Source organism: Leucobacter alluvii (assembly GCF_039530485.1).
GTDB classification, from domain to species: Bacteria; Actinomycetota; Actinomycetes; order Actinomycetales; family Microbacteriaceae; genus Leucobacter; species Leucobacter alluvii.
This window is the reverse complement of sequence record NZ_BAAAOP010000001.1, coordinates 75,578-97,856: the sequence shown is the minus strand read 5'-3', so window position 1 is coordinate 97,856 and position 22,279 is coordinate 75,578. Positions and strand designations below refer to the sequence as shown.

At 63.0% G+C, this 22,279-nt stretch carries 21 protein-coding genes and 1 riboswitch; of the genes, 10 read left to right on the top strand and 11 right to left on the bottom strand.

Annotation, left to right across the window (positions count from 1 at the left end; translation table 11 throughout):
- Positions 1 to 178: 178 nt before the first annotated feature.
- Genes ABFX18_RS00455 through ABFX18_RS00445 form a run of 3 tightly spaced genes read right to left on the bottom strand, consistent with a single transcriptional unit; the run spans position 179 to position 2,009 of the window.
- Complete coding sequence (locus ABFX18_RS00455; RefSeq protein ID WP_346056958.1) at positions 179 to 655, bottom strand: HIT family protein; 477 nt, start codon at positions 653 to 655, stop codon at positions 179 to 181.
- Positions 652 to 1,437: a macro domain-containing protein gene (locus tag ABFX18_RS00450; RefSeq protein WP_346056956.1), complete on the bottom strand. Its 786-nt coding sequence runs from the start codon at positions 1,435 to 1,437 to the stop codon at positions 652 to 654. Before ABFX18_RS00450 ends, ABFX18_RS00455 begins: the two co-directional genes overlap by 4 nt.
- A 53-nt stretch (positions 1,438 to 1,490) precedes the next feature.
- Positions 1,491 to 2,009, bottom strand: a complete 519-nt coding sequence (locus ABFX18_RS00445) for a TIR domain-containing protein (RefSeq protein WP_346056954.1) — start codon at positions 2,007 to 2,009, stop codon at positions 1,491 to 1,493.
- Between the two features lie 484 nt (positions 2,010 to 2,493).
- Here ABFX18_RS00445 and ABFX18_RS00440 point away from each other — a divergent pair, with 484 nt between their 5' ends.
- The 3 genes from ABFX18_RS00440 to ABFX18_RS00430 all read left to right on the top strand — a co-directional run bounded on the left by ABFX18_RS00440 (position 2,494) and on the right by ABFX18_RS00430 (position 6,584).
- Complete coding sequence (locus tag ABFX18_RS00440; RefSeq protein WP_346056952.1) at positions 2,494 to 4,149, top strand: ABC-F family ATP-binding cassette domain-containing protein; 1,656 nt, start codon at positions 2,494 to 2,496, stop codon at positions 4,147 to 4,149.
- Entirely contained in the window at positions 4,146 to 5,414 is a 1,269-nt protein-coding gene (locus ABFX18_RS00435) for an MFS transporter (RefSeq protein ID WP_346056950.1), read from the top strand. The genes ABFX18_RS00440 and ABFX18_RS00435 overlap by 4 nt, the downstream gene beginning before the upstream one ends.
- Before the next feature lie 804 nt (positions 5,415 to 6,218).
- On the top strand, positions 6,219 to 6,584 hold the full coding sequence (locus tag ABFX18_RS00430) for a sulfate permease (protein WP_346056948.1): 366 nt from the start codon (positions 6,219 to 6,221) through the stop codon (positions 6,582 to 6,584).
- Between the two features lie 31 nt (positions 6,585 to 6,615).
- On the opposite strand, the gene ABFX18_RS00425 is transcribed toward ABFX18_RS00430, so the two are convergent.
- A complete protein-coding gene (locus tag ABFX18_RS00425) occupies positions 6,616 to 7,647 on the bottom strand; it encodes a DinB/UmuC family translesion DNA polymerase (protein ID WP_346056946.1) in 1,032 nt (343 codons plus the stop codon).
- Between the two features lie 96 nt (positions 7,648 to 7,743).
- Between ABFX18_RS00425 and cmtR the strand changes: the two genes are divergently transcribed.
- From cmtR to ABFX18_RS00400, 5 genes are read left to right on the top strand one after another with little or no spacing between them, the layout of a single operon-like run.
- The gene (gene cmtR / locus ABFX18_RS00420) at positions 7,744 to 8,103 is read left to right on the top strand and encodes a Cd(II)/Pb(II)-sensing metalloregulatory transcriptional regulator CmtR (protein WP_147039205.1); all 360 of its coding nucleotides are present in this window, start codon (positions 7,744 to 7,746) and stop codon (positions 8,101 to 8,103) included.
- Positions 8,100 to 10,013, top strand: a complete 1,914-nt coding sequence (locus ABFX18_RS00415; RefSeq protein ID WP_346056943.1) for a heavy metal translocating P-type ATPase — start codon at positions 8,100 to 8,102, stop codon at positions 10,011 to 10,013. The genes cmtR and ABFX18_RS00415 overlap by 4 nt, the downstream gene beginning before the upstream one ends.
- The gene (locus tag ABFX18_RS00410) at positions 10,013 to 10,624 is read left to right on the top strand and encodes a cadmium resistance transporter (protein ID WP_147039250.1); all 612 of its coding nucleotides are present in this window, start codon (positions 10,013 to 10,015) and stop codon (positions 10,622 to 10,624) included. The genes ABFX18_RS00415 and ABFX18_RS00410 overlap by 1 nt, the downstream gene beginning before the upstream one ends.
- On the top strand, positions 10,621 to 11,145 hold the full coding sequence (locus tag ABFX18_RS00405) for a signal peptidase II (protein WP_346056942.1): 525 nt from the start codon (positions 10,621 to 10,623) through the stop codon (positions 11,143 to 11,145). The genes ABFX18_RS00410 and ABFX18_RS00405 overlap by 4 nt, the downstream gene beginning before the upstream one ends.
- Positions 11,146 to 11,156: 11 nt before the next feature.
- The gene (locus tag ABFX18_RS00400) at positions 11,157 to 11,468 is read left to right on the top strand and encodes a thioredoxin family protein (protein ID WP_147039248.1); all 312 of its coding nucleotides are present in this window, start codon (positions 11,157 to 11,159) and stop codon (positions 11,466 to 11,468) included.
- Between the two features lie 7 nt (positions 11,469 to 11,475).
- Here ABFX18_RS00400 and ABFX18_RS00395 read toward each other — a convergent pair whose 3' ends face one another.
- From ABFX18_RS00395 to ABFX18_RS00375, 5 genes are all read right to left on the bottom strand, one after another.
- Positions 11,476 to 12,492, bottom strand: a complete 1,017-nt coding sequence (locus ABFX18_RS00395; protein ID WP_346056939.1) for a hypothetical protein — start codon at positions 12,490 to 12,492, stop codon at positions 11,476 to 11,478.
- Positions 12,493 to 13,430: 938 nt separating this feature from the next.
- Entirely contained in the window at positions 13,431 to 13,766 is a 336-nt protein-coding gene (locus ABFX18_RS00390; RefSeq protein WP_346056937.1) for a helix-turn-helix domain-containing protein, read from the bottom strand.
- Positions 13,756 to 14,466, bottom strand: a complete 711-nt coding sequence (locus ABFX18_RS00385) for a tyrosine-type recombinase/integrase (protein WP_346056935.1) — start codon at positions 14,464 to 14,466, stop codon at positions 13,756 to 13,758. Before ABFX18_RS00385 ends, ABFX18_RS00390 begins: the two co-directional genes overlap by 11 nt.
- A gap of 547 nt (positions 14,467 to 15,013) precedes the next feature.
- Entirely contained in the window at positions 15,014 to 15,307 is a 294-nt protein-coding gene (locus ABFX18_RS00380) for a Y-family DNA polymerase (RefSeq protein ID WP_346056933.1), read from the bottom strand.
- Positions 15,308 to 15,376: 69 nt separating this feature from the next.
- Positions 15,377 to 16,150, bottom strand: coding sequence for a CBS domain-containing protein (locus tag ABFX18_RS00375; protein ID WP_346056931.1), 774 nt, complete (start codon positions 16,148 to 16,150; stop codon positions 15,377 to 15,379).
- Between the two features lie 106 nt (positions 16,151 to 16,256).
- A riboswitch (SAM riboswitch) is annotated at positions 16,257 to 16,373 on the top strand.
- 29 nt (positions 16,374 to 16,402) lie between these two features.
- Here ABFX18_RS00375 and ABFX18_RS00370 point away from each other — a divergent pair.
- The gene (locus ABFX18_RS00370) at positions 16,403 to 17,020 is read left to right on the top strand and encodes a hypothetical protein (RefSeq protein WP_346056929.1); all 618 of its coding nucleotides are present in this window, start codon (positions 16,403 to 16,405) and stop codon (positions 17,018 to 17,020) included.
- A 103-nt stretch (positions 17,021 to 17,123) separates the two neighbouring features.
- Here the strand turns inward: ABFX18_RS00370 and ABFX18_RS00365 are convergent, their stop codons facing one another.
- Positions 17,124 to 17,546: a LexA family protein gene (locus ABFX18_RS00365; RefSeq protein WP_346056927.1), complete on the bottom strand. Its 423-nt coding sequence runs from the start codon at positions 17,544 to 17,546 to the stop codon at positions 17,124 to 17,126.
- 116 nt (positions 17,547 to 17,662) lie between these two features.
- Between ABFX18_RS00365 and ABFX18_RS00360 the strand changes: the two genes are divergently transcribed.
- Positions 17,663 to 18,667: a DNA-processing protein DprA gene (locus tag ABFX18_RS00360; protein ID WP_346056925.1), complete on the top strand. Its 1,005-nt coding sequence runs from the start codon at positions 17,663 to 17,665 to the stop codon at positions 18,665 to 18,667.
- Positions 18,668 to 18,676: 9 nt separating this feature from the next.
- Here ABFX18_RS00360 and mobF read toward each other — a convergent pair whose 3' ends face one another.
- Positions 18,677 to 22,225 (bottom strand): MobF family relaxase, encoded by a 3,549-nt coding sequence (mobF, locus tag ABFX18_RS00355; protein ID WP_346056923.1) that lies wholly within the window; start codon positions 22,223 to 22,225, stop codon positions 18,677 to 18,679.
- Positions 22,226 to 22,279: the final 54 nt, after the last annotated feature.

Here is a 22,279-nt window from a genome sequence, read left to right as displayed (position 1 = left end):
CGCTGGCAGCGACGGTGACAGGAGATACTTGTATCCATCGCCAGCGCTCATCACGCGCATCGAGACCGTCACCGCGCCACCGCCTTTCGGTAGGCAGGTGAGCGAGCGACGACGACACGCAGGCGTCTTTAACTTGCGATGACATGGGGTGGACGTCCGCGTAACTCCTGAGGCGAGACTAGCGGGGTGTTGATCGGAGATCGGGGGCGATGTGGATTGCCGCCAGAATCTGTGCGGCGATCTGATCGGTCTGCTCCACGGTGAGCTCTGGAACGTCTCCGAAGTCGGTGCCTCCTCCGCTCAGAGTGCCGGCGATGTGAAAGTGGAGGTGTGGAATGGCCTGGTGCGCTGCTGTACCGTTGTTCTGCCAAACCGCGATTCCTGGGCGCTCGAACGCAGCGTCGATCGCTGCGGCGGCCCACGCGAGGGTGTCCATCATCGAATGACGCTCGTTGGGCTCGGATTCCAACAGGGTCGGGTAATGCCGCGCCGGCAACACGAGCAGGTGTCCGATGCCGCGTTGTTCTCTTGTGACGAGCACAGCAATCAGATCGTCGCGATAGAGGACCGTAAATGGACGCACCCCACTGAGGTAATCGCAGAACGCGCAGGGCTCTTGCTCGGGGATGTCGAGGCTGCTCTCGCTGTCCTTCATCCGGCGACCAAGGATCGCAGGAACGCTTGGAACTCGGCGCGGTCGATCTTGCCGATCTCGTTCGGATGCACGACGATGCGCAACTCCTTCGAGAACCGTCCGCGCCGGGCGCGAAGGAGGAACGAGAACGCGATCAGCCTGACGGCAACCTCGGCCGTCAGCTCAGGTATACGGGACTGCCCCTGGCCGAGCAGTGGCACGCAGATCGGCTCTCCGTTGCCGTTGCGATCAACGGCGTCCCACACGCTGTCGAGGCTGTCCAGGATGCCTCGGATCGTGCCCTGGGCGCGGTTGTGTTCGTCCATGCAGGTGTAGGCGACGCAGTAGTAGCAGGTCGTGCCCTCTCCGTTGAGGACAGCGACGGTCCCGACTGGATAGACGTCTTCCTTGCCGGGCTTCGTAATAGTGCCCACTGGTCCGATACCTGTCAGTGCGGATGCGAGTTCGGCATCAAGTCGCGTCCGTGATCCACCGTAGATCCTGTGAAGCAGGCTGCCCTGAACGCTGCCATCTTCAATGATTCCAGGCTCTGTGTCGAAGGTAGTCGTCATCCCGACGAGGGCTGATGCCTTCTGCTCGAACAGGTCGCCCTCGACCAAGCGGATGCTGATGCTCTCCGAAGGAAATCTCTGATCGGGGTCTTTTTGTCGCAGGGAGAACAGCGCCCACACCACGGCAAGTGCTCCCGCGACCGCTAGAAGCCACCATTGACCGTTCAGAAGACCGGGCGCGAAGAGCGCAAGGGCGCCGCCCACTATAGCCAACGCACCCAGGGCTTCCAAGAATCGCCGGGCAAATCTTCCCGCGTACCGTCGTAGTGACCGCTTGTGGCGCACTACTTGTTCAGCCCCAGGCTCTCATACACGGACTCGTTGTAATTATGTGGACCGGTCTTGTCCGAGTTATTGAAGTCAGGAACGTAGTGATTCAGTGCGTACTTGATGATCGTCGGCCCGAACGACACGGACATTGCGAAGTAGTCCTCGTCAGTTAAAGGGGCAGGAATGTTGGTGCCGCTCTTGCCGCGACGGGCTCCGTCGAGATTGGCGACGACAACAGGAAGGCCAAGGGAGATGATCGCTCCGACCTCATAGGCGAGGAACGAGGAGCCGTCGCCTCCCTTGCGTCGGGCGGCAGGACTGCCAAGCAGCACGACCTGCTTCGTGTTGTTCAGACGCTCCCGCAGTCGCCGCTTGATCGTCTCAGGCGTGCTCGTGTCACGCGCCTCGTAGATGTCGTGCGCGTTAGTGAAGTCGAATTCAATGTTCTTGTTCGCTCGCCAGGCCGTCATGAGCCGGTAGTTGTGGATGTCTTCGCTGGCGAAGGCGACATAGGTCTTGTTGCGGTAGCTCATCGTCGGGCTCCTGAATCGTGTCGTCGCTGAGGATCGACGGAAACCCGGACCCTAGACCCGATTCTAACGTCGAGCGGCGACGCCCTCGTTGCTTTTACGCGCCTCTCCCAAAGACGCTCAGCGTGCATGGGCGGCCCCCTCGCTTCATCGCGGACACCCCCGAGCGCATGCTGTCAGCCGCTCTCGCCCTCGACCTGCAAGAGGCGTGGCAGCTCTGGGCGCGAAGCCGTTTCGGACAGCGAGACCGGCTGCCCGAGACCGCGGGTGCTTCGGGGCGAGCGGAACGGCCCTGGCGAGAGTTCAGCCTTGTCCTGTACACTGATCAGATGCATTTGTACTTCCTGTGACGGCTGAGTAGGCCCACCGCGCTCGTGGAGTAACTCCGAGCCCCCGGCGGCCGCCCGTTCTAACCCTTCCTAGGGTCGCCGTCATTTGCGTACCCGATTGCCTCTCGGCTTCTGGTGCGCCGTATCGAAGGATTCGAATGCTCACCCCTACCAACCGTCATCCGGCGCGCCATCACGCGCAGCTCACTGCCACCGACGTCTCTGTGATGAGGGGCACGATGTCTGTGCTTAATTACGTCAACCTCGTCGTCACGCCCTCATCCCGAGTCGCGATCGTGGGAGAGAACGGGCGCGGAAAGTCCACCCTCCTGCACGTCCTGGCCGGCACATTGCCGCCCGATAGCGGAACTGTGCGACGCATTGGCACTCTTGGTCTCGCCGAACAGGAGATGACAGCTGCCGACGAGAGAACCGTTGGCCAGGCTGTGGCGGACTCAATCGCCGAACCGCTTGCGGCGTTGGCGACATTCGATGCAGCGGCTCGCGCGCTTGCCAACGGAATAGATGGAGCCGCAGAGGAGTACGCCGCCTCGTTGGAACTCGCCGAGGCGCTCGATGCCTGGGATGCCGAGCGGCGCGTGCAGATAGCGCTCGAAGCCCTTGAGGCGGAGACCGACAAGACTAAGTTGCTCGCTGATCTATCTGTGGGGCAGAGGTATCGGGTCCGCTTGGCTTGCCTCTTAGGCGCGGACCATGACTTCCTACTACTCGACGAGCCCACCAACCATATTGATCGCAGCGGACTCGATTTCTTGACGGCGCAGCTCCGAAGTCGCAGCGGCGGTGTGGTCGTTGTCAGCCACGATCGAGCCCTGCTGTCCGACATTGCGGACACCGTTGTCGATCTTGACCCGACACTGGATGATCGCCCGCGCATCTACGGCAGCGGTTACTCCAGATACAGGGAGGGGCGCCAAGCCGAACGCGTCCGGTGGGAGCAGGATTACGACCGCCAGCAAGCCGAGCATGCCCGCCTGCAGGAGAGCCTTAGCGCCGCACAGAACAGGCTCGTCTCGGGATGGCGTCCGGAAAAGGGCACCAATAAGCACGGCCGCGCAACCCGCGCCGGCGGGCTCGTGCAGAACGTGCACCGGCGCCAGGAAGTCCTCGAAGCTCACGCCATTACGGTCCCCGAACCACCGCAGCTCTTCCGGTTCCCCGACCTTCCGACAAGGACCGGGGCCGTCCTCATTGATGTTGACAACGTCAGTGTCGCGGGGCGGCTGACCGAGCCGGTTTCGTTCTCGCTCTCACACCGTGGCCGCCTCGTGGTGACCGGACCGAACGGCGTCGGCAAGTCGACGCTGCTGAGCATCGCCGCTGGCGATCTGAGTCCGGACACCGGAACTGCTCGGTGTCCTCGTGGAACGCGGCTGGGCTACCTCCGCCAGGAAACCGCCCTGCCAGAGGACCGGAGGGTCAGCGAGCTATATGCCGCGCACGTCGGCGAACTCATCGCCGCAGGCGTCATGGAATCCTCGGAAGCCATCGGCCTCTCACAACTCGGTCTCCTGCGTCCGCGTGAGGCGGGCAAGCGCGTGGGAGAGCTGTCGATGGGGCAACAGCGCCGACTTGATCTGGCCCTCGTGCTCGCGACACGTCCCCACGTGCTGCTGTTGGATGAACCCACCAATCATCTCTCCATTGCGCTCGTTGATGAACTCACCGAGGCTCTCGGCGCAACTCAGGCGGCCGTCGTTCTCTCGACGCATGATCGGCAGCTCCTCCGTGACGTGGAGGATTGGCCGAGTCTTCAACTGACGGCGTCGGTCGATCGCGAGGCACTCGTATGAGCGAGAAGAAGTTCGACCGGATGCCTGCCTTGCGGCCTCTGGCGACTCGGGACTACCGCCTTCTGTTCGCTGCGGTGGGCATCGAGGTTTTCGGAACGGGTATGTGGACGATCGTCATGGTCTTTCAAGTGCTCGCGCTTGATGACAGTCCTCTTGCGCTCTCCGCGGTCGCAACAGGCATGAGTCTCGGCCTGTTCGCGTTCTCGATTCTCGGCGGCGTGGTCGCGGATAGATTCTCCAAACGCCGAATCATCATCACCGTTCAGGGCTGCACCGCCGTCGTTATGGGTATGGTGGCCGTTCTATCGCTCACCGGAACGATCGAGCTGTGGCATGTCGGCGTCGCCTCGTTCGCGATGGGCGCCGGAAGCGCGTTTTTCTATCCGGCGCACAGCGCGTACTTGCCAGAGGTACTTCCGGCAGAACAACTCCTTGCTGCGAATGGACTCGAGGGCGCACTACGCCCATCGATGGGTCAAGGGCTCGGCCCCGCTCTCGGGGGAATCGTCGTCGGTCTTTTCTTCCCTGCCATCGGGGCGGCAATCGTCGCGGGTTCGTACTTGGTTGCATTCGTCATCACTCTGTTCCTCAGCCACCGCGACGAACCAGTTCGCGGCACATCGCCCGAGGAGCGTACGAGCATCTGGGGAGACCTCCGTGCGGGAGTAAGTTACGTGTCGCGCACGCGCTGGCTGCTCTGGACGCTGATTTTCGGTTCCTCACTCGCGCTCATCATCCAGGGTCCGATCGAGGTGCTCCTGCCCTTCCTTACCCGCGACCGATTCGAGGACGCCGAAGCGACTTTCGGATTCCTCCTCGCTGCATACGGGATCGGCGGGGCGGTCGGCTCGCTCGTCGTGTCGTCGCTGAAACTCCCGCGTCGCTACCTCACGTTCATGATCGTCTGCTGGGGCGGGGGCACGCTTCCTCTCGTGGTTATCGGCGTCGCCAACAACCTGATCCTGATGCTCGGAGCGCTGTTCCTTGTCGGCGCAACGACGGGAGCCGGGGTCGTTGTCTGGGGGACGCTGCTTCAGCGACTCGTGCCGCTCGACATGATCGGCCGAGTCGCGAGCCTCGACTTCTTCGTCTCGATCGCGTTCATGCCGGTCTCGATCGCTATAGCCGGCCCTCTTTCGCTCCTCGTACCCATCCCCACGATCTTCGTGATCGCAGGAGTCATCCCACCAGTTCTGGCGCTCATCGCGCTGATGGCTGGGCGCATGCGAGAAAGCGAGGTACGGCACCCCCTGGACGCTCACTGAACAGCAACGAGCGTCGTGCGAAGCAATGCAGCTCCGACCACCACCGGCACCTCGCGGAGACCGGCAGACAGGCCGACCAGTTCCTCTTCGCAGCGACCGCAACAACGGACCCCACCTATGACCACCGCTGAACAGCCGCTCCGACCTTTCCAGAAGGGGCCGGAGCAGCGGCCTGCTCGGATTCTTAGTCCACCTCATGGGCACCTATCGGCACACCCACGGGCGACGAGCCCGAAGTGGATTGGTCCACTTAGTCAGCGCAAGGATCGAGCAGATCGAGCAAGTGGACAAGCGAGTGATCACATCCAGAACCGACGAAGCCCAGGTGAGAAACATGCTCCCACCTGGGCTTTTCGGTCGGGCTGACAGGATTTGAACCTGCGACCCCTTGGAAAATCCCTGGTCAGAGCGGGTTTTTCCGAAAATCTTGGATTGTCTCGGGTTCCCTAGTGTGGACTGGGAAGTAGGCGTTTCGCCTCTTTCGAGTGTACCCGATCATCGTCGGTCCGTCAGGAGTGATTGAGTTGGGTTTGCGGTGTGTACGGCGCGAGACACGTGCTAGGACAACTGAGAGCCATCGGACTCGTCTAAGCATGCCGCGACGCACGGGCGACACGCGCCTTCGGCTGATTGAACTACCCAAACCGGAGCATTCCGCTTCCGTTCCTTCAGAAGCAAGCGTACCCTGGGGTTAGGCGGCCTCTACCTGCTACGTCATCGCTTCGAGCGGTGACACAACTCAACGGCCTTGGCTGAACAGTTTTTCTTCCTCCTGTCGCCCTCGACTTGGAGAGGACTGTCACCATGTTTCGCCTGATCTGGATCGTCAGCATCTACGTTCGCAGCTTCATGCGACGCTTCATGCCTAGCAATATTGCGATCACCGCGCTCCGCACTCGCAGCGGCCTCAAGTGGGCCGCACCGGCGATGCTTCTGTCGGTGCCCTACTTGTTCGCTGCAACCTACGTCGCGACTCTCGTTGACGGTGGCGCATCGAAGTGGCTCTATGTCATCTTCCTTGTGTGCATCTGGAACGCGTTGAAGTTTGTAGCGAACGGCATCGTCTGCATGGGGCTCCTCGCGCGGGTTCGCGTTCACGAGCGGCGGCGCCAGAGGTCTGCTGCAGAATCGTCTGCCGTGCACGCGAACAAGCAACTTGTCGGAGCCTGAGCCCGAAGCCAGCAACCGTCCTCGCGCTGAACTATGCCGCGGCGACGAGTAGCTCGTCCCAGTTGGTGAGACATCGGCGAGATAGTAACTCGCGTTTCATCTCCCAACCGGGAGGGGCCTTCATGCCGCCACGTCCGACGCCAACCGCGGTGGTTGCGAACTTGCGATTGATCGCGTCGAGGGCTTGCCCGACGCCGCGCCCCTCGAACTCTGGCCTGAAGAGGTCGAGCGGTTGCACACCGTCAGCCTGACGCAGGTCAGTGAGCACAACACCTGCACGGGCGTACCTGATGCCCTCGGTTGGAAAAAGTTTCGGCATCAGTGCTCGTGCAGCCTTGGTGAGTGTGATCGGGTCGTCAGTTGGTGCGGAGAGCCCTACGGAAACTTGAGCGCTGTGGGCAACGGTGCCGGTATCTGCCCAGCCAGTCATTGCCCAGGCAGACAAAAGCCCGGCGAGTGAACCCTGTGCACGTAGCCTCGCCGATACTCGCTGCGCGTACAGCGAGATCACCTGCTCCATCTCACGGTCGTCGGCGATCTTCTTCGAGAAACTGCGCGAGAAGATCAGTTGGTCTTTGGTTGTCGGTGGGATCAGTTCGAGCGGAACGCATGGAATGCCGCGTAGTTCGAGCACGATGCGCTCCATATTCACGTTGAACTTCTTCCTGGCCCATTTTGGGTCAAGATCTCGCAGGTCTCTTGCGCTGTGCACGTTCATCGCTGCTAGCTTTTTTCTGCTGCGCCCTGCGACTCCCCAAAGGTCAGTGACGGGGATGGATTCGAGGATCCGGCTCATTTGCTCTTCGCCATATCGCCCGACGTGCAGCACTCCGTTCATCGCGGGTGTCTTCTTGATACCTATGGCGGCAACCTTCGCAAGGGACTTGGTTGGTCCCATTGCGATGCGCACCGGCACCCCTGTGAACCGATGAACCGTCTGGCGAATCTCAGTGCCGACCCGCTCCAGCTCGGCTGGTTTTCCTCGGAGCCCGACGAATGATTCGTCGATCGAGTACACCTCTTGCCAAGCGGAGTAGCGCGAGATGATCTCTACTGGTAGCACCGATTGTTGCTGAGTCGCGTATTCACGAGCAATCGGTAGCTGTGCCGCTTGTTGGTGGAGCGCTGATTGATCAGCCGGTGCTGTATAGTTCAGTGCATGCTGACTATTGCTTCGCGTCTCGACGTCATGAACCGGCTTGGCCGGGCCATGGCCGACCCGACGCGCTCTCGGATCCTGATGACGTTGCTCGGGGGACCGAGCTACCCGGCGGTGCTCTCACGTGAGCTCGACCTAACTCGCTCGAACGTGTCGAACCACCTCACTTGTCTGCGAGACTGCGGGATCGTGGTCGCTGAGCCTGAGGGCCGCCAGACTCGCTACGAGATCGCTGACCCGCATCTTGCTGCTGCGCTCGTCGCGCTCGTGGATGTGACGCTGGCTGTAGATGAGCACGCACCTTGCGTGGACTCAGCGTGCACGGTGCCGGGCTGCTGCGGTACAGGGGCGGACGCGTGAGTGCGGCGTGTGGCTGCGAGCACGAGCCTGCCGTTGCGGCGGATGAGCCCGAAGAGGTGGAGCGGCCCTGGTGGAAGGACCGCGGGATCATGGTGCCGGTCTTCTCCGGTGTCGCGTTCCTGACAGGTCTGGTCTTCGAGTGGTCCGTTCTCGAGATCCCGGCGCTCATGCTGTTCTGGGCCGGCCTGTTGCTGGGCGCGTCGACGTTCACGCCCGGCGCGATTCGCAAGCTGTTCAAGGGCAAACTCGGCATCGGGCTGCTGATGACGATCAGCGCGATCGGCGCGGTCATCCTCGGCTACGTCGAAGAGGCCGCGGCGCTGGCGTTCCTGTACTCAATCGCAGAGGCCCTCGAGGACAAGGCGATGGACCGCGCCCGTGGCGGACTGCGGGCGCTGCTGAAGCTCGTGCCGGAGACGGCGACAGTGCTGCGCGACGGGGGGTCCGTGCAGGTTCAGGCGAAAGAGCTGACGGTCGGCCAGGTCATGGTGGTCCGTCCGGGTGAGCGGATCGCGACCGACGGGATCGTCCGGGCGGGGCGTTCCAGCCTGGACACCTCGGCGATCACCGGAGAGTCGATCCCGGTTGAGGTCGAGCCCGGCGCTGCGGTGTCGGCCGGCGCGATCAACAGCGCCGGCGCGCTGGAGGTCGAGACGACCGCGGCGGGCACCGACAACTCGCTCACCACGATCGTCGAGCTGGTGGAGCAGGCGCAGACCGAGAAGGGCGAGCGGGCGCGTCTCGCCGACCGGATCGCGCGGCCGCTGGTCCCGGGTGTGCTGATCCTCGCCGCCCTCGTCGCGATCATCGGGTCGCTGCTGGGCGACCCGGAGGTATGGATCACCCGCGCGCTCGTCGTGCTGGTCGCCGCCTCTCCGTGCGCGCTGGCGATCTCTGTGCCGCTGACGGTCGTCGCCGCGATCGGCGCGGCGAGCAAGTTCGGCGTGATCATCAAATCCGGCGCGGTGTTCGAGCGCTTCGGAACGGTCCGGCACGTCGCGGTCGACAAGACCGGCACCCTCACCCGCAACGAGCCCGCGGTCACCGTCGTCCTCACCGCGGACGGCGTGACCGAGACGCAGGCACTGGCCTGGGCGGCGGCGCTGGAGCAGCACAGCACGCACCCCCTCGCCTCCGCGATCACCGCCGCCGCCCCGGGCGTTCCCGCGGCCGCGGACGTGACCGAGCAGGCCGGGCACGGCATCGAAGGCACCGTCGATGGCGCTCGTATCACGGTCGGCAGCCCCCGCTGGCTCGACGCCGGCGAGCTCGGCGACCGGGTCGCGCTTCTTGAGGAACAGGGCATGACCGTCGTGATCGTCCACCGCGGTGGAGTGGCGGTCGCCGCGATCGGTGTCCGCGACGAGCTGCGCCCCGAAGTCCCCGAAGTCGTCCGCACGCTCGCGGATCAGGGTATCGGCGTGACGATGCTCACCGGGGACAACGCCCGCACTGCTCGTGCGCTGGCTGCGCAGGCGGGGATCGGTGACGTGCGCGCGGAGCTGCGTCCCGAGGACAAGGCGGCCGCGATCGGCGAGTTGTCGAAGGCGGGATCGGTCGCGATGATCGGCGACGGCATCAACGACGCCCCGGCCCTGGCGTCCGCGGACATCGGCATCGCGATGGGGGCGACCGGCTCCGATGCAGCGATCGAGTCCGCGGACGTGGCCTTCACCGGCCATGACCTGCGTCTCATCCCGCGGGCGTTCGAGCACGCCCGGCGGGGCCGGCGGATCATCAACCAGAACATCATCCTGTCGCTGCTGATCATCACCGCACTGCTCCCGCTGGCGCTGTTCGGTGTGCTGGGACTTGCGGCTGTCGTCCTGGTCCACGAGGTCGCGGAGGTCATCGTGATCCTCAACGGCCTGCGCGCCGCACGCACCCGCACACCACGGTTGGCGAGCTGATGCTCGCGACCATCGGCTCAGCGATCGGCCTGTTCGCTGCGACCAACATCGACGACATCGTCGTGCTCACGGTACTGTTCCTTGCCTCCAGCCGGGGGAAGCCACGGCCGTGGCAGATCATTGCTGGCCAGTATCTCGGGTTCATCACCCTCGTCGTGATCAGCGTGATCGCCGCGCTCGGTCTCACGATCGTCCCGGACGAATGGGTGGGCTTCCTCGGTCTCATCCCGCTCGGCATCGGCATCTGGACCCTAGTGCGCGGCCTGCGCCGCAACGGCGACGATGATGACGACGACGACGACAAGATCAGCGCAGTAGGCCTGTGGGGCGTCGCGGGGATCACGATCGCCAACGGGGCGGACAACATCTCCCTCTACACGCCGATCTTCCGCACCAGCACTCCCGGCGACGTCGTGATCATGATCGTCGTGTTCCTGATCCTCGTCGCCGTCTGGTGTGCCGCCGGACGCCTGATCGGCACGCACAAGGCGGTCACCGAGACGCTCGAGCGCGTCGAGCACTGGCTCGTCCCGGTCGTGTTCATCGGCCTGGGCCTGTTCATCCTGATCGAGTCCGGCGTCATCGTCCGTCTCTTCGAGGTCCTCGCATGACTCCGGACACGAACGCAGACGTTGAGTCGGCATCGGAACAGCGGCCGCAGAGGGGGCGCTGGCGGCTCACTGCCTGGGCACTCCTGATCGCCGTGGTCGTCGTCTTCATCGATCAGGGGACGAAGGCATGGGCCGAGGCCACTCTGTCGGAGCACGAGCGCATCCCGCTGATCGGCGACCTGCTCGGCCTGCAACTCGCCTACAACCCCGGCGCGGCATTCTCCTTCGGCGAGGGCTCCACCCGGGTGTTCGCTCTCATCGCCGTCGCGGCCACGGTCACCGCGATCGTGTTCGCCTTCCGAGTCCGACGCCCCGGATGGGCGATCGTGATCGGTGCGCTCGGCGGGGCCGCAGCCTCGCACGCCGGCGACCGGCTTTTCCGCCAACCAGGATTCGCGCAGGGGCACGTCGTGGACTTCCTCGCCTACGGCAACTGGTTCATCGGGAACGTCGCCGACATCGTCATCGTCATCGCCGCGATCGCCGGAGCGCTCCTGATGCTCCGCAGCGCCGAGAACTGAGAGGACCAACCATGGAGATCACCCTGCAGTACTTCGACGGCTGCCCCAACTGGGAGGCGCTCGACCAGCGGCTCGCTCAGGTCGTCGATGGCCGATCAGATGTCCGGATCACGCATCAGCGAGTCGAGACCGCTGAGGACGCGGTGCGACTTGGGTTCCACGGGTCCCCGACCGTGCTCGTCGACGGTGTGGACCCCTTCGCTGACGAGCACGCCACTGTCGGGCTCGCCTGCAGGGTGTTCCGCACCCCAGCGGGGCTCGCCGGGTCGCCAACCGTCGACCAGCTGCGTGTAGCGATATCGGGCCAAGGCTCCGAGGTGTGATGCTCGGTCAGGCATGGGTGGAACGGAGTGCCGGATAGTCGGACCACTCACCGCCGGCGAGACGCGACCATGCGGCAGCGGACGCGGTCGTGATGCCGAGGAGATCCGAGACGATCCGGGGATGCATTTGCCGGGTGAGCTCGATGAGCGCTGTTGTGCGGGCGCTTCCGGTGAGCAGGCCTTCGGCGCGAAGACGGCGGCTCAGCGGGCCTGGGGTGAGGTGTTTGCCAGGGTTCCGACCGGGGAAGAGCCATCCCTCGGGATGCCTCGCGGATGCGGCGACGAGGTTGACCATCGCATTCCCGAGGATTTCAGGGAGTTCGATCGGCTCGGCCCCGACGGTGAGCGTTACGGGCCGCGAGTTCGTATCGACCTGTGCCCGTGTGATCGTGACGATGCGGGTCAGCTGGATCCCGTAGAGCAGCACGAGGAGGCCCGCGGCTCGGGTCTTCGGGTCCATGTCGGCAGCGGAGAGGAACCTGCGGGCCATTTGCCATCGGTGGTCGGAGGCGTAGTCTCGGCCTTCGAGACGATGGGATCGGAACTCGACCCGAACGGTGCTCAGCCGGTGCTTTCGCAGCCAGCGAGTGAATGGTGCCAGCGCGTCGCGTTGGCTCGGCGAATCGGTCAGATACGCGTCAAGTCGGCGCTGCGGGAAGGTCGCCAACGTCTCCTGCTGCGACCGGATCTCTCGAAGGAACGCGGCGCAGTACTTCAGCGCAGCCCGTTGCCTCAGGAAGCCGGAAGCAGGGCTGGACGCGCTGCGCAGGGTCCGAGCGGAACGGAGGAGCTCCCAGGTGCAGTAGCGGCGCAGTATCAGCCGGTCTTCAGGATCCTCGATGTCATCGAGCCAGCCGTTGAGCCAGTGGTCGAAACGCGTGCTCTCGACGTCAAGCTCCGGCAGCACGCCGGAACGGACCAGCAGTGAGAGGAGGAACGCGACCGACTGTCCCGAGCGGGCTCGGGTGATGATCGCCTCGGCGGTGAGTGGCAGGGTCCCGTCCGCGAGCTCGCGGAGCACCATCGCGCACTTGCTCTTGTGTAGCCAGCGTTCAAGCGACGCCGCTTTGCCATGGTGCGTGAGCAGATAGTCAGCAAGGGGGTGGAGGTCCGCGCGGATCTCTCCCGCATCGTCGGCGAGAAGCTGTTGGATCGCGACTGGCCGGCGGCACTCGACGCAGAGGTGATGTTTGCGAATCTCCTCAATCGAGCCGCATCCGGGACAGGCCATCGTGATCGGAGCGCCCGCGCAATCAGCGCAGACCTTCTGACCGTTCATGAAGCCCGTCAGGAACACCCTGCGCGCGCACTCGGGACAAGGTTGTGGTCTGCGCATCGCGTAGTAGCAGCGCGCGCATACTCGTCGTCCGTCGAGGTGGGAGGCGACGCGGCCAGGTTCTCCGCAGAGACCACAGGTCTTGATCGGTGCGGTGTAACAGGCCAGACAGACGAGTTGCGGGCGGCGGACGATGATGGTCGCATGCTGACCGCATCGCGAGCAGTCGCCGAACGATCGAGGGTCGGCTCGCCAACAGTCACGGCAGAAGCGCTGTCCGTCGATCGTGCGCTGCACGGGCCGGACCCGGCCACAGGACGCGCACGAGACGGACCGGGCGTTCCGCTCGCATCGGGAACAGTGCCGACCACCGCTCGGCGTCTTGTGGGGCATTCTCACCGCACGTCCGCAGGACTCGCACGTCGGCAGCACCACCCGGCTTGCCCCTTCTTCGACCAACACACGGGCCAGATCCTGAACGGTCACCGGGACGTTCGCATGCTGCCCCTCCAGGACTCCGGGCTGCTTGATCAGCGCGAGCTCAAGAAGCCGCTGCGTGAGGGGTACTGGCGCGACCGAATGCACGATCTCAGCGAGTCGCTCGGGAGAGATCTCGGGAACGAGAGGGCGGACGAGAGCGACGACTTCCGCGACTCGCGGCAGCTGCGGAGGCTTGGCCACCGCGGCTACTTCGTACGCGGCCGACGAATCGCCGCGCGAACAGGACGGAGATCACCGATCGACCCCCGTGTCGCCTCCTCACCCACCGCCACCGGGGCCGTGACCTCCCGGCGAGTGATCGTCACGAGATCGTCGAGCGAGCACTCCAGCGCATCGCACAACGCCGCCAACACGTCGAGACGCACCCGCTGTGGCGGCTGAGTCACCAGCCGATACACCTGCTCCCGGGACAGGTCGATGCCGCGCTCTTCGAGCAGGGGCTTCAGCTTGGAGGTCTGGAAGATCCCGCGCGACGCCATCACGCTGCGCAGATTCCAGCCTGTGTCGAGCTCAACGGTCATCAGCTTCTCCTTCGATGAGGGCCTTCAGCGCTTCGGCGAGCACACGGTTCTTGTAGTCCGAGCTGACGGAGGCGTAGATCGAGGTCGTCGAGGCATGCATATGCCCGACCTGCTCTTGGACGAATCGATCGGCGTACCCGAACTCCAGAAGGTGCGTGACATAGGAGTGCCGGAGGCTGTGCAACGTCAGGTCCTTCGACAGGCCGGCTTCATCACGCAACTCTGCGAACCTCCGATCGAGATACCCAGCAGACAGACGCGTGCGGCGCTCGGTCACCCAGAGCGCGTCGAGGTCGTCTCCGGGCGCGAAACGGGCCCGGGCCTGCTCGAGCCATTGCTGCATGCCGGGGACCCACCAGTCGAATTCCGGCACCAGCAGCACCGTGCGACGTCGTGGCGCGCCACCGCCCGCCGCCTTCGCCCATCGCACGTGGACCGCGCCGTAGCGGCCCCACTGGCGCATCTTCGCGTTGTGGTGCAAATCGACGGTATCGAGCATCACCGCCTCAGTGCGGCGCAGACCGAACGCGTAGACCGTCTTCAGCAACTGGGCATCCCGCAACGCGCCGAGCGCACCCTTTCGCCCGGAACTCACGAGCAGCTCGACGCGGGCGTCGGCCGTATCGAACAGGCGCTCGATCTCGTCGTACGTGAACGGGCGACGCTTCCCATCGCCTTCGAACTCGAACCGGTGCGCCACCGTGTTCCACGGCAGGCACACCTGCGAAGGGACCTCCCCAAACTCGCGATCGCAGATCTCCATCCAGTCGTACAACGGGTTCGTGAGGTAGTCACAGAACCCACGGATAGACCCATGGTTGGCGCGCATCGTCGACAACGTCCGAGTGCGACCGCCAGACTGAGCAGTGAACTCATCCACATCCGCGACAGTCCACCTCCAAGGCGGTTTGTCCACGAAATCACGGAACCGTGTCACCGTCGCCGTCCGGTTCCGGATCGTCTGCTCACGGAGCCCGCGCGACAGCTGCTGGTTCCGCCAACCATCGATCATCGCACTGAAAACCTGCGCTTCCGGGTTCGCCAGTGCGACGTTCGATGCTGACGTGATCAGCCGAAGCGCCGCTGGAGAAGCCTCAAAATCTTGCATTAGATGCAACAAAGTATGGGACAGTGCATCACTGTGTCAACCCAGATCTCCGCATCCGCGAGATCACGCTGTTATGGTCGGAACACTTCGACACCGAAGGAGCCGAATAGGTATCGATTGCAAGCACGGACAGTTGCATTCACTGCAACATGCGAGGGTTGGCGATCCTGTTCGACACGGCTCCGTACAGCTCGTAGTTCGATGACCGCACTGCGACACCCATCGTTTGCGCCCAGGCCTTGATCTGGAAGTAGGGCTTGAACATGATGCCAGGGTCGATCTGCTTCGCTATCGAGTTGGCCGCAACGACGCAACCGTCGTTGTTCGAGAGCACCACGATAGGTCGGCCGCGAAGTTTCGGGTCGAATGCAGCTTCGCAGCTCGCGTAGAAGCTTTCAGCGTCTATCAGAGCAATGGATATTGGGGCAGGCACGCGATGATGCTATGCCGAGCCGCCGACATTATGAGGCCGGGCTGATTACAAGGCGGCTATGCCAGTAATTCAGTTGTTCTCCAACCCGTCTCGCACCTCGACCATCACTTTTCTCAGGCTTGGTAGTCGCGAGATGGCGTCATTGTCCATTTCTGTGAGGGTGCGAAAGTGCATGAGAAGGTTTCGGGTGCGAACAGCATCATCTAGGTGCACCAGTATTGCTTCACGGTCGTAACTGCTCTGCAAGGCAGGCCAGACCTTCTCGCTGCAAATGATCTGTCGGAGTTCACCGAATGTGAAGTCCTGAGCAATGCGATCGGCTGGTTTGTCGCTCTTCGGGAGCACTGCCTTGATGGTGTCTACACTGAGCAAGTTCGCGATTTTCAACTTCGTGACAATTTCACGTAGTACATTCTCGATGGTTTCAAACTCAAGAAAAGGCCCCGCAACTCCCGCAAGCAATTCGCCGAGATCTGCACCTGTGACAATTCCACGAACATGGTCACGTTCGTCAAGGACAACAACGTATCCGTGCTCGTTTACTCGGGGAATGATCGGCAGTAACTCATCGGTAAGACGTACTGTTTGCCAGGACTCATCCAAGCAATCTTTAAGCGTCGCATCCGGGTTGCGCACAAGTGTGCGGCCGATGCTTTCCCAACTCACGACGCCTACGGCTTTCGGACCCCGAAGGACGGGAAGTTGTGAGAAATCATGCAGTTCCATTTGCGTGCGGGCAAGTGCGAGCGAGTCAGACTCTTTGACAGAAACTAACGGTTCGACTGTCGCAGCGGGAACGAACTCAACAGTTAGTGGTTCGCCAGGTTTTCGTTCGTAGGCCACATGGAGATTCTAGGTGATCCTCTCAGACTTGACGTTCTCAAACCTCAATGACCGACACTGAACGAAAGGGCCGGCCGCCACATAATCGTGCTAGAGTCACTTTCACGTTCAAGAGTCGTGACCGTAGGTACCTGGCTGGTCGCGCGACAACCCGAATCCATCGATTCCCGGGTGTCCCAGGGGAAGAACGGGCTCACGAAACCTCGTGATGCAAGATCCGATGGGGCGATGCCCCGGAGAGGGGCATTCAACATGCCTACGTCAAAGAACAGGTTCACCCACCGCGACGGCTGGTGGGGCGAACTCAACTTGCGTTACCAGCACGTCCCGTTTCAGTCAGGGCATGAGTTCGAAGCCGAGCAAGCCGCACTCGCAGTGCTGGCGGCCCATCCGCCGGTCGGCTTCGTCGGTGACACGGGAGGCAGCGAGATCTCTGCGGATCAGCTCAACGAGCTAGTCAGAGGCGCGGTCGAGAACGCCGAGCAGGAAGCAAAAAACCAGCGGGAGTCTGCTGCTGAGGAGCGCCGCTTGCTCGGTTGGGCGAAGATCGAGGAGGCGCTGTCCAACCCCAACGATGATCGGGTGATCAATGAAGGTCGCTGGGCAGGGTTCAGCCGGGGCGACGCCGTCGCCTGGTGCTGGAATCTGTTTCAGTACGAGCCGCACGGCTTCACCCACCCCGGCTCGCAGGTGCGCCACGAGGCCATGCGGCAATTGCAGGCCGGTGGGTTGCCCGAGGTGTTCGGTTATCCCGAGCGTGCTCGCGAACTCGTAGCCCGTGGGCTGACGCCGCGCGAGTACCGGCGGCACCAGGAGGCTCTAGGCGCTCGTATATTCGCTGCCCTGGACGTCAAGCATCCTCGGCCCTAAGTGCGATAGAAGCAGGGACCTGAGCAGGGGTGAACAACAGCCCCTCTCAGGTTCTCTGCGACTCTTGTTGAGTGACGGTTGAGTGCGCACCGAGCCACCGAGATTATGAGGCCGGGCTGATGATGAACGTGACGACGCCCCACACCGTCATCTCGCTCAGCTCGGGCAGCACGAGGTGCGGAAACCCTGGGTTTTCGGCCCGCAGCGTGACCTGACCACTCTGGTCAACATGCAGGCGCTTCACCGTATACTCGCCGTCAACAATCGCAACCACGATGCGCCCGGGCACTGGCGTGACACCGCGATCAACGATCAGCAGCGCCCCGTCTGGAATCAGGGGCTCCATCGACCGCCCCGCAGCTCGCCAAAAGTAGGTGGCCGCACGGTCGCGAATGAGATGCTCGACAAGGCTCAGCTCTTCAGTTGGGTAGTCTTGGGCTGGGCTCGGAAACCCGCACTGCGCAGCCTCGGGTGCGACTGGCAGTGAAACGTCGAGCGTGAGCAGCAGGGGTTCGGGATTTTGCATCGCCGAGCATTCTATCGAACATATCTTCGAGTGACTGTGTTGTGGCCCTGGGGACGCACCTGTGTGGTGAGCTTTGACAACGAAGTGGTGAGCATTGACAACGAAGGAGCCAGCTGATGCCTACCCTCTCCGATCTCGTACGAGACGAGCGATCCGCACGCCTGCTGCTCTCGCTTGTCGGCACGCCTAACGACGAGGCAACCGGACGATTACTCACCCGCGTTGGCGCAGAAGAGTTGATCGCGCTTGCAGATCGCGACACTGAGATACCCGGCATGGATCGCGCCGAAGCTGCGGTCTGGCGCGAACATATTCGCACTCATCACGGCGTGGGTCAAGCCGCCTCCCTCATGGCAAAGAGCGCACGAGATCGGTTCATCATTCCTTCCGACGCCGACTGGCCTTCCTCATTGAACGACCTCGGTGACCGCACCCCTTACGGGCTCTGGGTAAACGGCAACACCGATCTGCTCCGTGGAGATGCTGCTGACCGCGTCACAATTACGGGAGCACGCGCAGCTACCGGCTACGGCACTTCCGTCGCCGAAGAAATCGCAAGCGGCCTCTCCGAGAAAGGCCGAACGGTCGTGGCTGGTGCCGCCTACGGCATCGAAGGTTCCGCTCACCGCGCCGCACTTGCCGGGGGTGGCAGCACGATCGCAGTGATGGCGTCGGGTATCGACCGCCCGTACCCGGCAGCTCACAATCAGCTCCTCGAAAGGATCGCCCAGCGCGGGCTTGTCATATCTGAGGTGCCGCCCGGGTCCGCACCAACCCGACAGCGTTTCATCGACAGGGCGCGCCTTCAGGCGGCACTCGCGGGTGCCACCGTCATCGTTGAGGCTGGCGCCCACTCTGGCAGCATGCGCACCGCCCAAGAGGCGCAGGATCTCGGCCGCATCGTGGGTGCGGTCCCAGGCCCGGTCACGAGCGCAGCGAGCTACGGCACGAATCAGGCGATTCGAGACCGCCGCGCACAGCTAGTTTCTGGCAGTTTCGACTTCGAGCGATTGCTTCTCGCATCTGAGTCGCAACAACCGCCTCAGCCGGTATTCAACCAAACACACCAGTACAAGCAGTGGCATTCACGTCCGCGGAGCATTACCCCGCAAGGGATGTGAGCAATCCTTTCACAAGCGCAACCCGCGGGGCTCTGCTGCACGCACGGGCGCTTCTGGGTGGCGTGGGCGGTTGAGTTTCTCGATCGTACGCAATGCTGCTTCAGCGCGTGCGCGGTCGATCTTCTGAGTGGTCGCGTCGGGTGGTGCGCCGAGCGCTGCGTCGCTGGTGATCTGGTAGCGGTCACGGTAAGCAGCAATGACGCGAGCTGACCGTCGCCACGCGGTTGCACGTCGTGGATCAGTCGGCACGGCCCCAAGTGAACCGACCCATCTTGCTCCGCCAGCAACATCACGGTCGAGCACCGCATCAGCACGCTCTTCCATCAAGGCCCGACGCTCCGTAAGCGCGACCACCATGTCGTCGCTCATAATCCCGGTTGCCTCGGGCACGAGCCCAGCGATCAACCTTGGGGTGTTGCGCGCACGCCTTGCCCCAGTGGAACGTGCAGTGGCCACCGCGACCCGATGCCGCAACACTGCTGCAACATCATCTGCATCACCGAATCCTCGTGCGCGCACCAGCCGAGGCAGCAGCGCATCGACATCATGGTGGTTAGCTTCAGCGCGACGTAGATCGGCAGCCAGCGGGCCGAAGGCATCGGACTCGATCGCAGCGACAGCGTCACCTTCTGAGAGCCCCGATGCACGAATCAGCGATGCCCAGCGGTCTCGCTGCGCAGCGGCTGCGATGGTCTCGTACTCTGCCGCAAACTGTGCGATCGTACCCCAGGTCTCTTGCTCGGCAACGAGCGATTCATGAGCCGAGAGTTCCGCACCAACGTTTTGCAACACACCATAGAGAACACTCCTGGCTGTTGCCTCACCATCATCAGCAGGGTGCGGTCCACTGTGCAAAGAGTCTGGTCGATCCACCGTTACATACGCCTGGTTCCGCTCACGACCGCGGGTCATAGCAACGTACAGGTTCTCGCGCGTCATCGACGAGTCGACGAGCACATGCGCAGTGTCGGTCGTGACCCCCTGAGCGCGATACGAGGTGACCGCATATCCCAGCTCCAGATGCTCGGCAACATAGTCAGCGGGCAACACAACAGAGCACCCCCTGGTCGCTCCAAGCCGACGGACGACGACCGCACCATCGGTCCGCACATCGAGTACCGTCCATCGGTCACCGTTGCGCACCCATCGGCGCCCCGCAACGAGCCTGCGCTCATTCTTGCGCGTGATCACCGTGTCACCGGCGGCCGCTCGACTGTCATCGTGCAGCATCGCTTCGCGCGGCCCGCGCACGGTACCGTCAAGGATCAGGTCGGTACGTGCTCTGTTGTTGAGTGCGGCTACTGACTCATTGGAGTCAGAGATCAATATCGAGGATCGCCCCGCCGCTCGATCCGCTCGCCAGGCCTCGTACGCGGCATCGACCATGGCTTCGGTCTCACCATCGAGGATGCGGGAGTGCTGGTGATAGGCGTCGATGGCTTCGGTGCGGCCGTGCCGCAGATTAAGCGAAGTGGTTTTCTCCCAGATGTGGGTGAAGCGGTGCACATCGACGAGTTCGGGAACGTCGTCTCGGCTGTGTGCGAGTAGCCCGAAGGCTCCGCCTGCATCGACCGATTGGAGCTGCGCATAGTCACCGACGAGCAGTACTTTCGCACCAGCTGACGCCGCTAGGCCTGCGATGCGGTCAAGCGAAAGTGTTCCCGCGAGAGATGCTTCGTCGAGGATCACCAGTTGACCAGCAGAGAACCCTTCACCGGTGACCAGGTGGTTCTGCCACCATTTCGCAGTGTTCTCGGTTGCGATCCCGAGGTCCTCGGCGAGCACCTCCGCCGCACCAGCTGAAGGCGCGAGCCCCACAACAGAGCCTGTTCCATGGACTGACTCCCATGCAGTTCGTAGTGCACGCATCGCGGTTGTCTTCCCTGCGCCTGCAGGACCTACCAGCAGATCGACAACACGGCCCGAGACCGCGATCCGAGTGAGGGCTTCTGCCTGATCGTCCCCGAGCACGCACTTCTCACGATCAGGCGTACGCGCCGACTTCTCGATCACCGCCAGAGGCACCGTCGGAGCGCTGACGTCGCGACTGAGTTCAAGTAGTCGATCCTCGGCTTCGAGTAGCAGGTTCGACGAATACACGGTTGAGTTCTTCGGCCTGAACACCGATGACTGATCGCTTCGCCGAAACTCCACAGGACTGGAAGCCAACTCGAATGGAGTCAGCCGCAGGGACGCTTGCTGGGCGGCATCGACCACGAGCCCGACGACGGCTTCGCGATCCTCCATCGATGCAAACCGGTAACCCATGGTCTGTCGTGCCGCTTCTGCGGTGAGGTTCCAACGCCGCCAGGTTGAACGCTTTTCACCAACGGCAGCAACCACGCTCTCACCGATCGATCGAAGCACGTCGAGCGGAATGTCATCTGCACGAAACAGCAACGGCTGATTGTTCGATGCAACCCGCCGCGCCCACGTGGTTGCATCCTCGCCCAGAATCCTGTTCGCCCGGTCACGCCACCCAGTAGTCAAGTCGGCGAGCGAGTGCAAGGTCTTCTCCGGCCGCGTCGAGAGTGTTGCCTGTGCTCGCAACTTCATAATCACCGCGGCGTTCGGCCTGCGCCCATGCCGCTCAACGTACTCATCAATGAGCCTGTCGGTTTCAACGTCAATGTGGCGGGAGCGCGTTGAGAACTCGGAAGCAATGGATTCAGGCACCGAATTGATCGCCCAGCCCGGGTTGCGGTTGCGTCCCATCGCTCGAAGTTCCCATTCGACACCGAGAATTCGGGTCAGATGATCTGCGAACACCGCTTCGTGCAGTTCTGAGATCGCAACCGTCGCGGCATGCATCGGCCGACTATCGAGAGACCTCCACTTGCTATCGAGCACGGTCTGCACTTTGTTGCTGATGACGACGTGCGTGTGCAAGTGCGGATCACCGGCGCGTGAATCGTAGTGATCGTAAGCAGTTGCGATCACGCCGCGCACATCAACTTGTGCAACCGCACCGTTGCCTGCGCTTGCACCTGCACGGGTGAATGCAACCTCGCGTTCCATGTACGCAACCATCTGCGCAACCGCAGCATGATGCGCTTCCGCGATCAACGCCTGGGTCCCTGCGTCGGCGACTGCCCAGAGCACGCTCGCCGACTTTGGGATGGAAAGGGTGAAGTCGAAACCGGCAACGGCTTTGCGACCACCTCGTTCAGCTTCCTCGGCTTCGATGGCCGCAATCGCTCGGCCTCGTTCGACCGGGCTCAGCAACGAATTGAGCGCCTCGACTCGGGCTTGAACGCGCTGTTCGACACTCTTATAGACCGGGTACGCCCGACCCAAAGGTGCGCGGGTTATTGGATCGCGCCCCATACCGACGAGGAGCTGAAGCTGTGCTTCACTGACTTCGTCACCAGGCACCAGCTGCCCGCTACCGAGCGCCGAAAGCCCTGCCCCCATCCACCGGCCTGGCGGCGTCCCTTCAGCGGAGTAGTAACGAGTCAACGGCGTCGTTAATGACCGGTCTCCGTCGCCCGCCGCGACTGTGCGCAGCAGGTACTTGTACCCGTCACCGGCAGACATCACCCGCATTGACACCGTCATGGTCGAGCACCTTTCCTTCGTTATGAAGGAGGTGGTCAGAAAGGGTCAGAACCT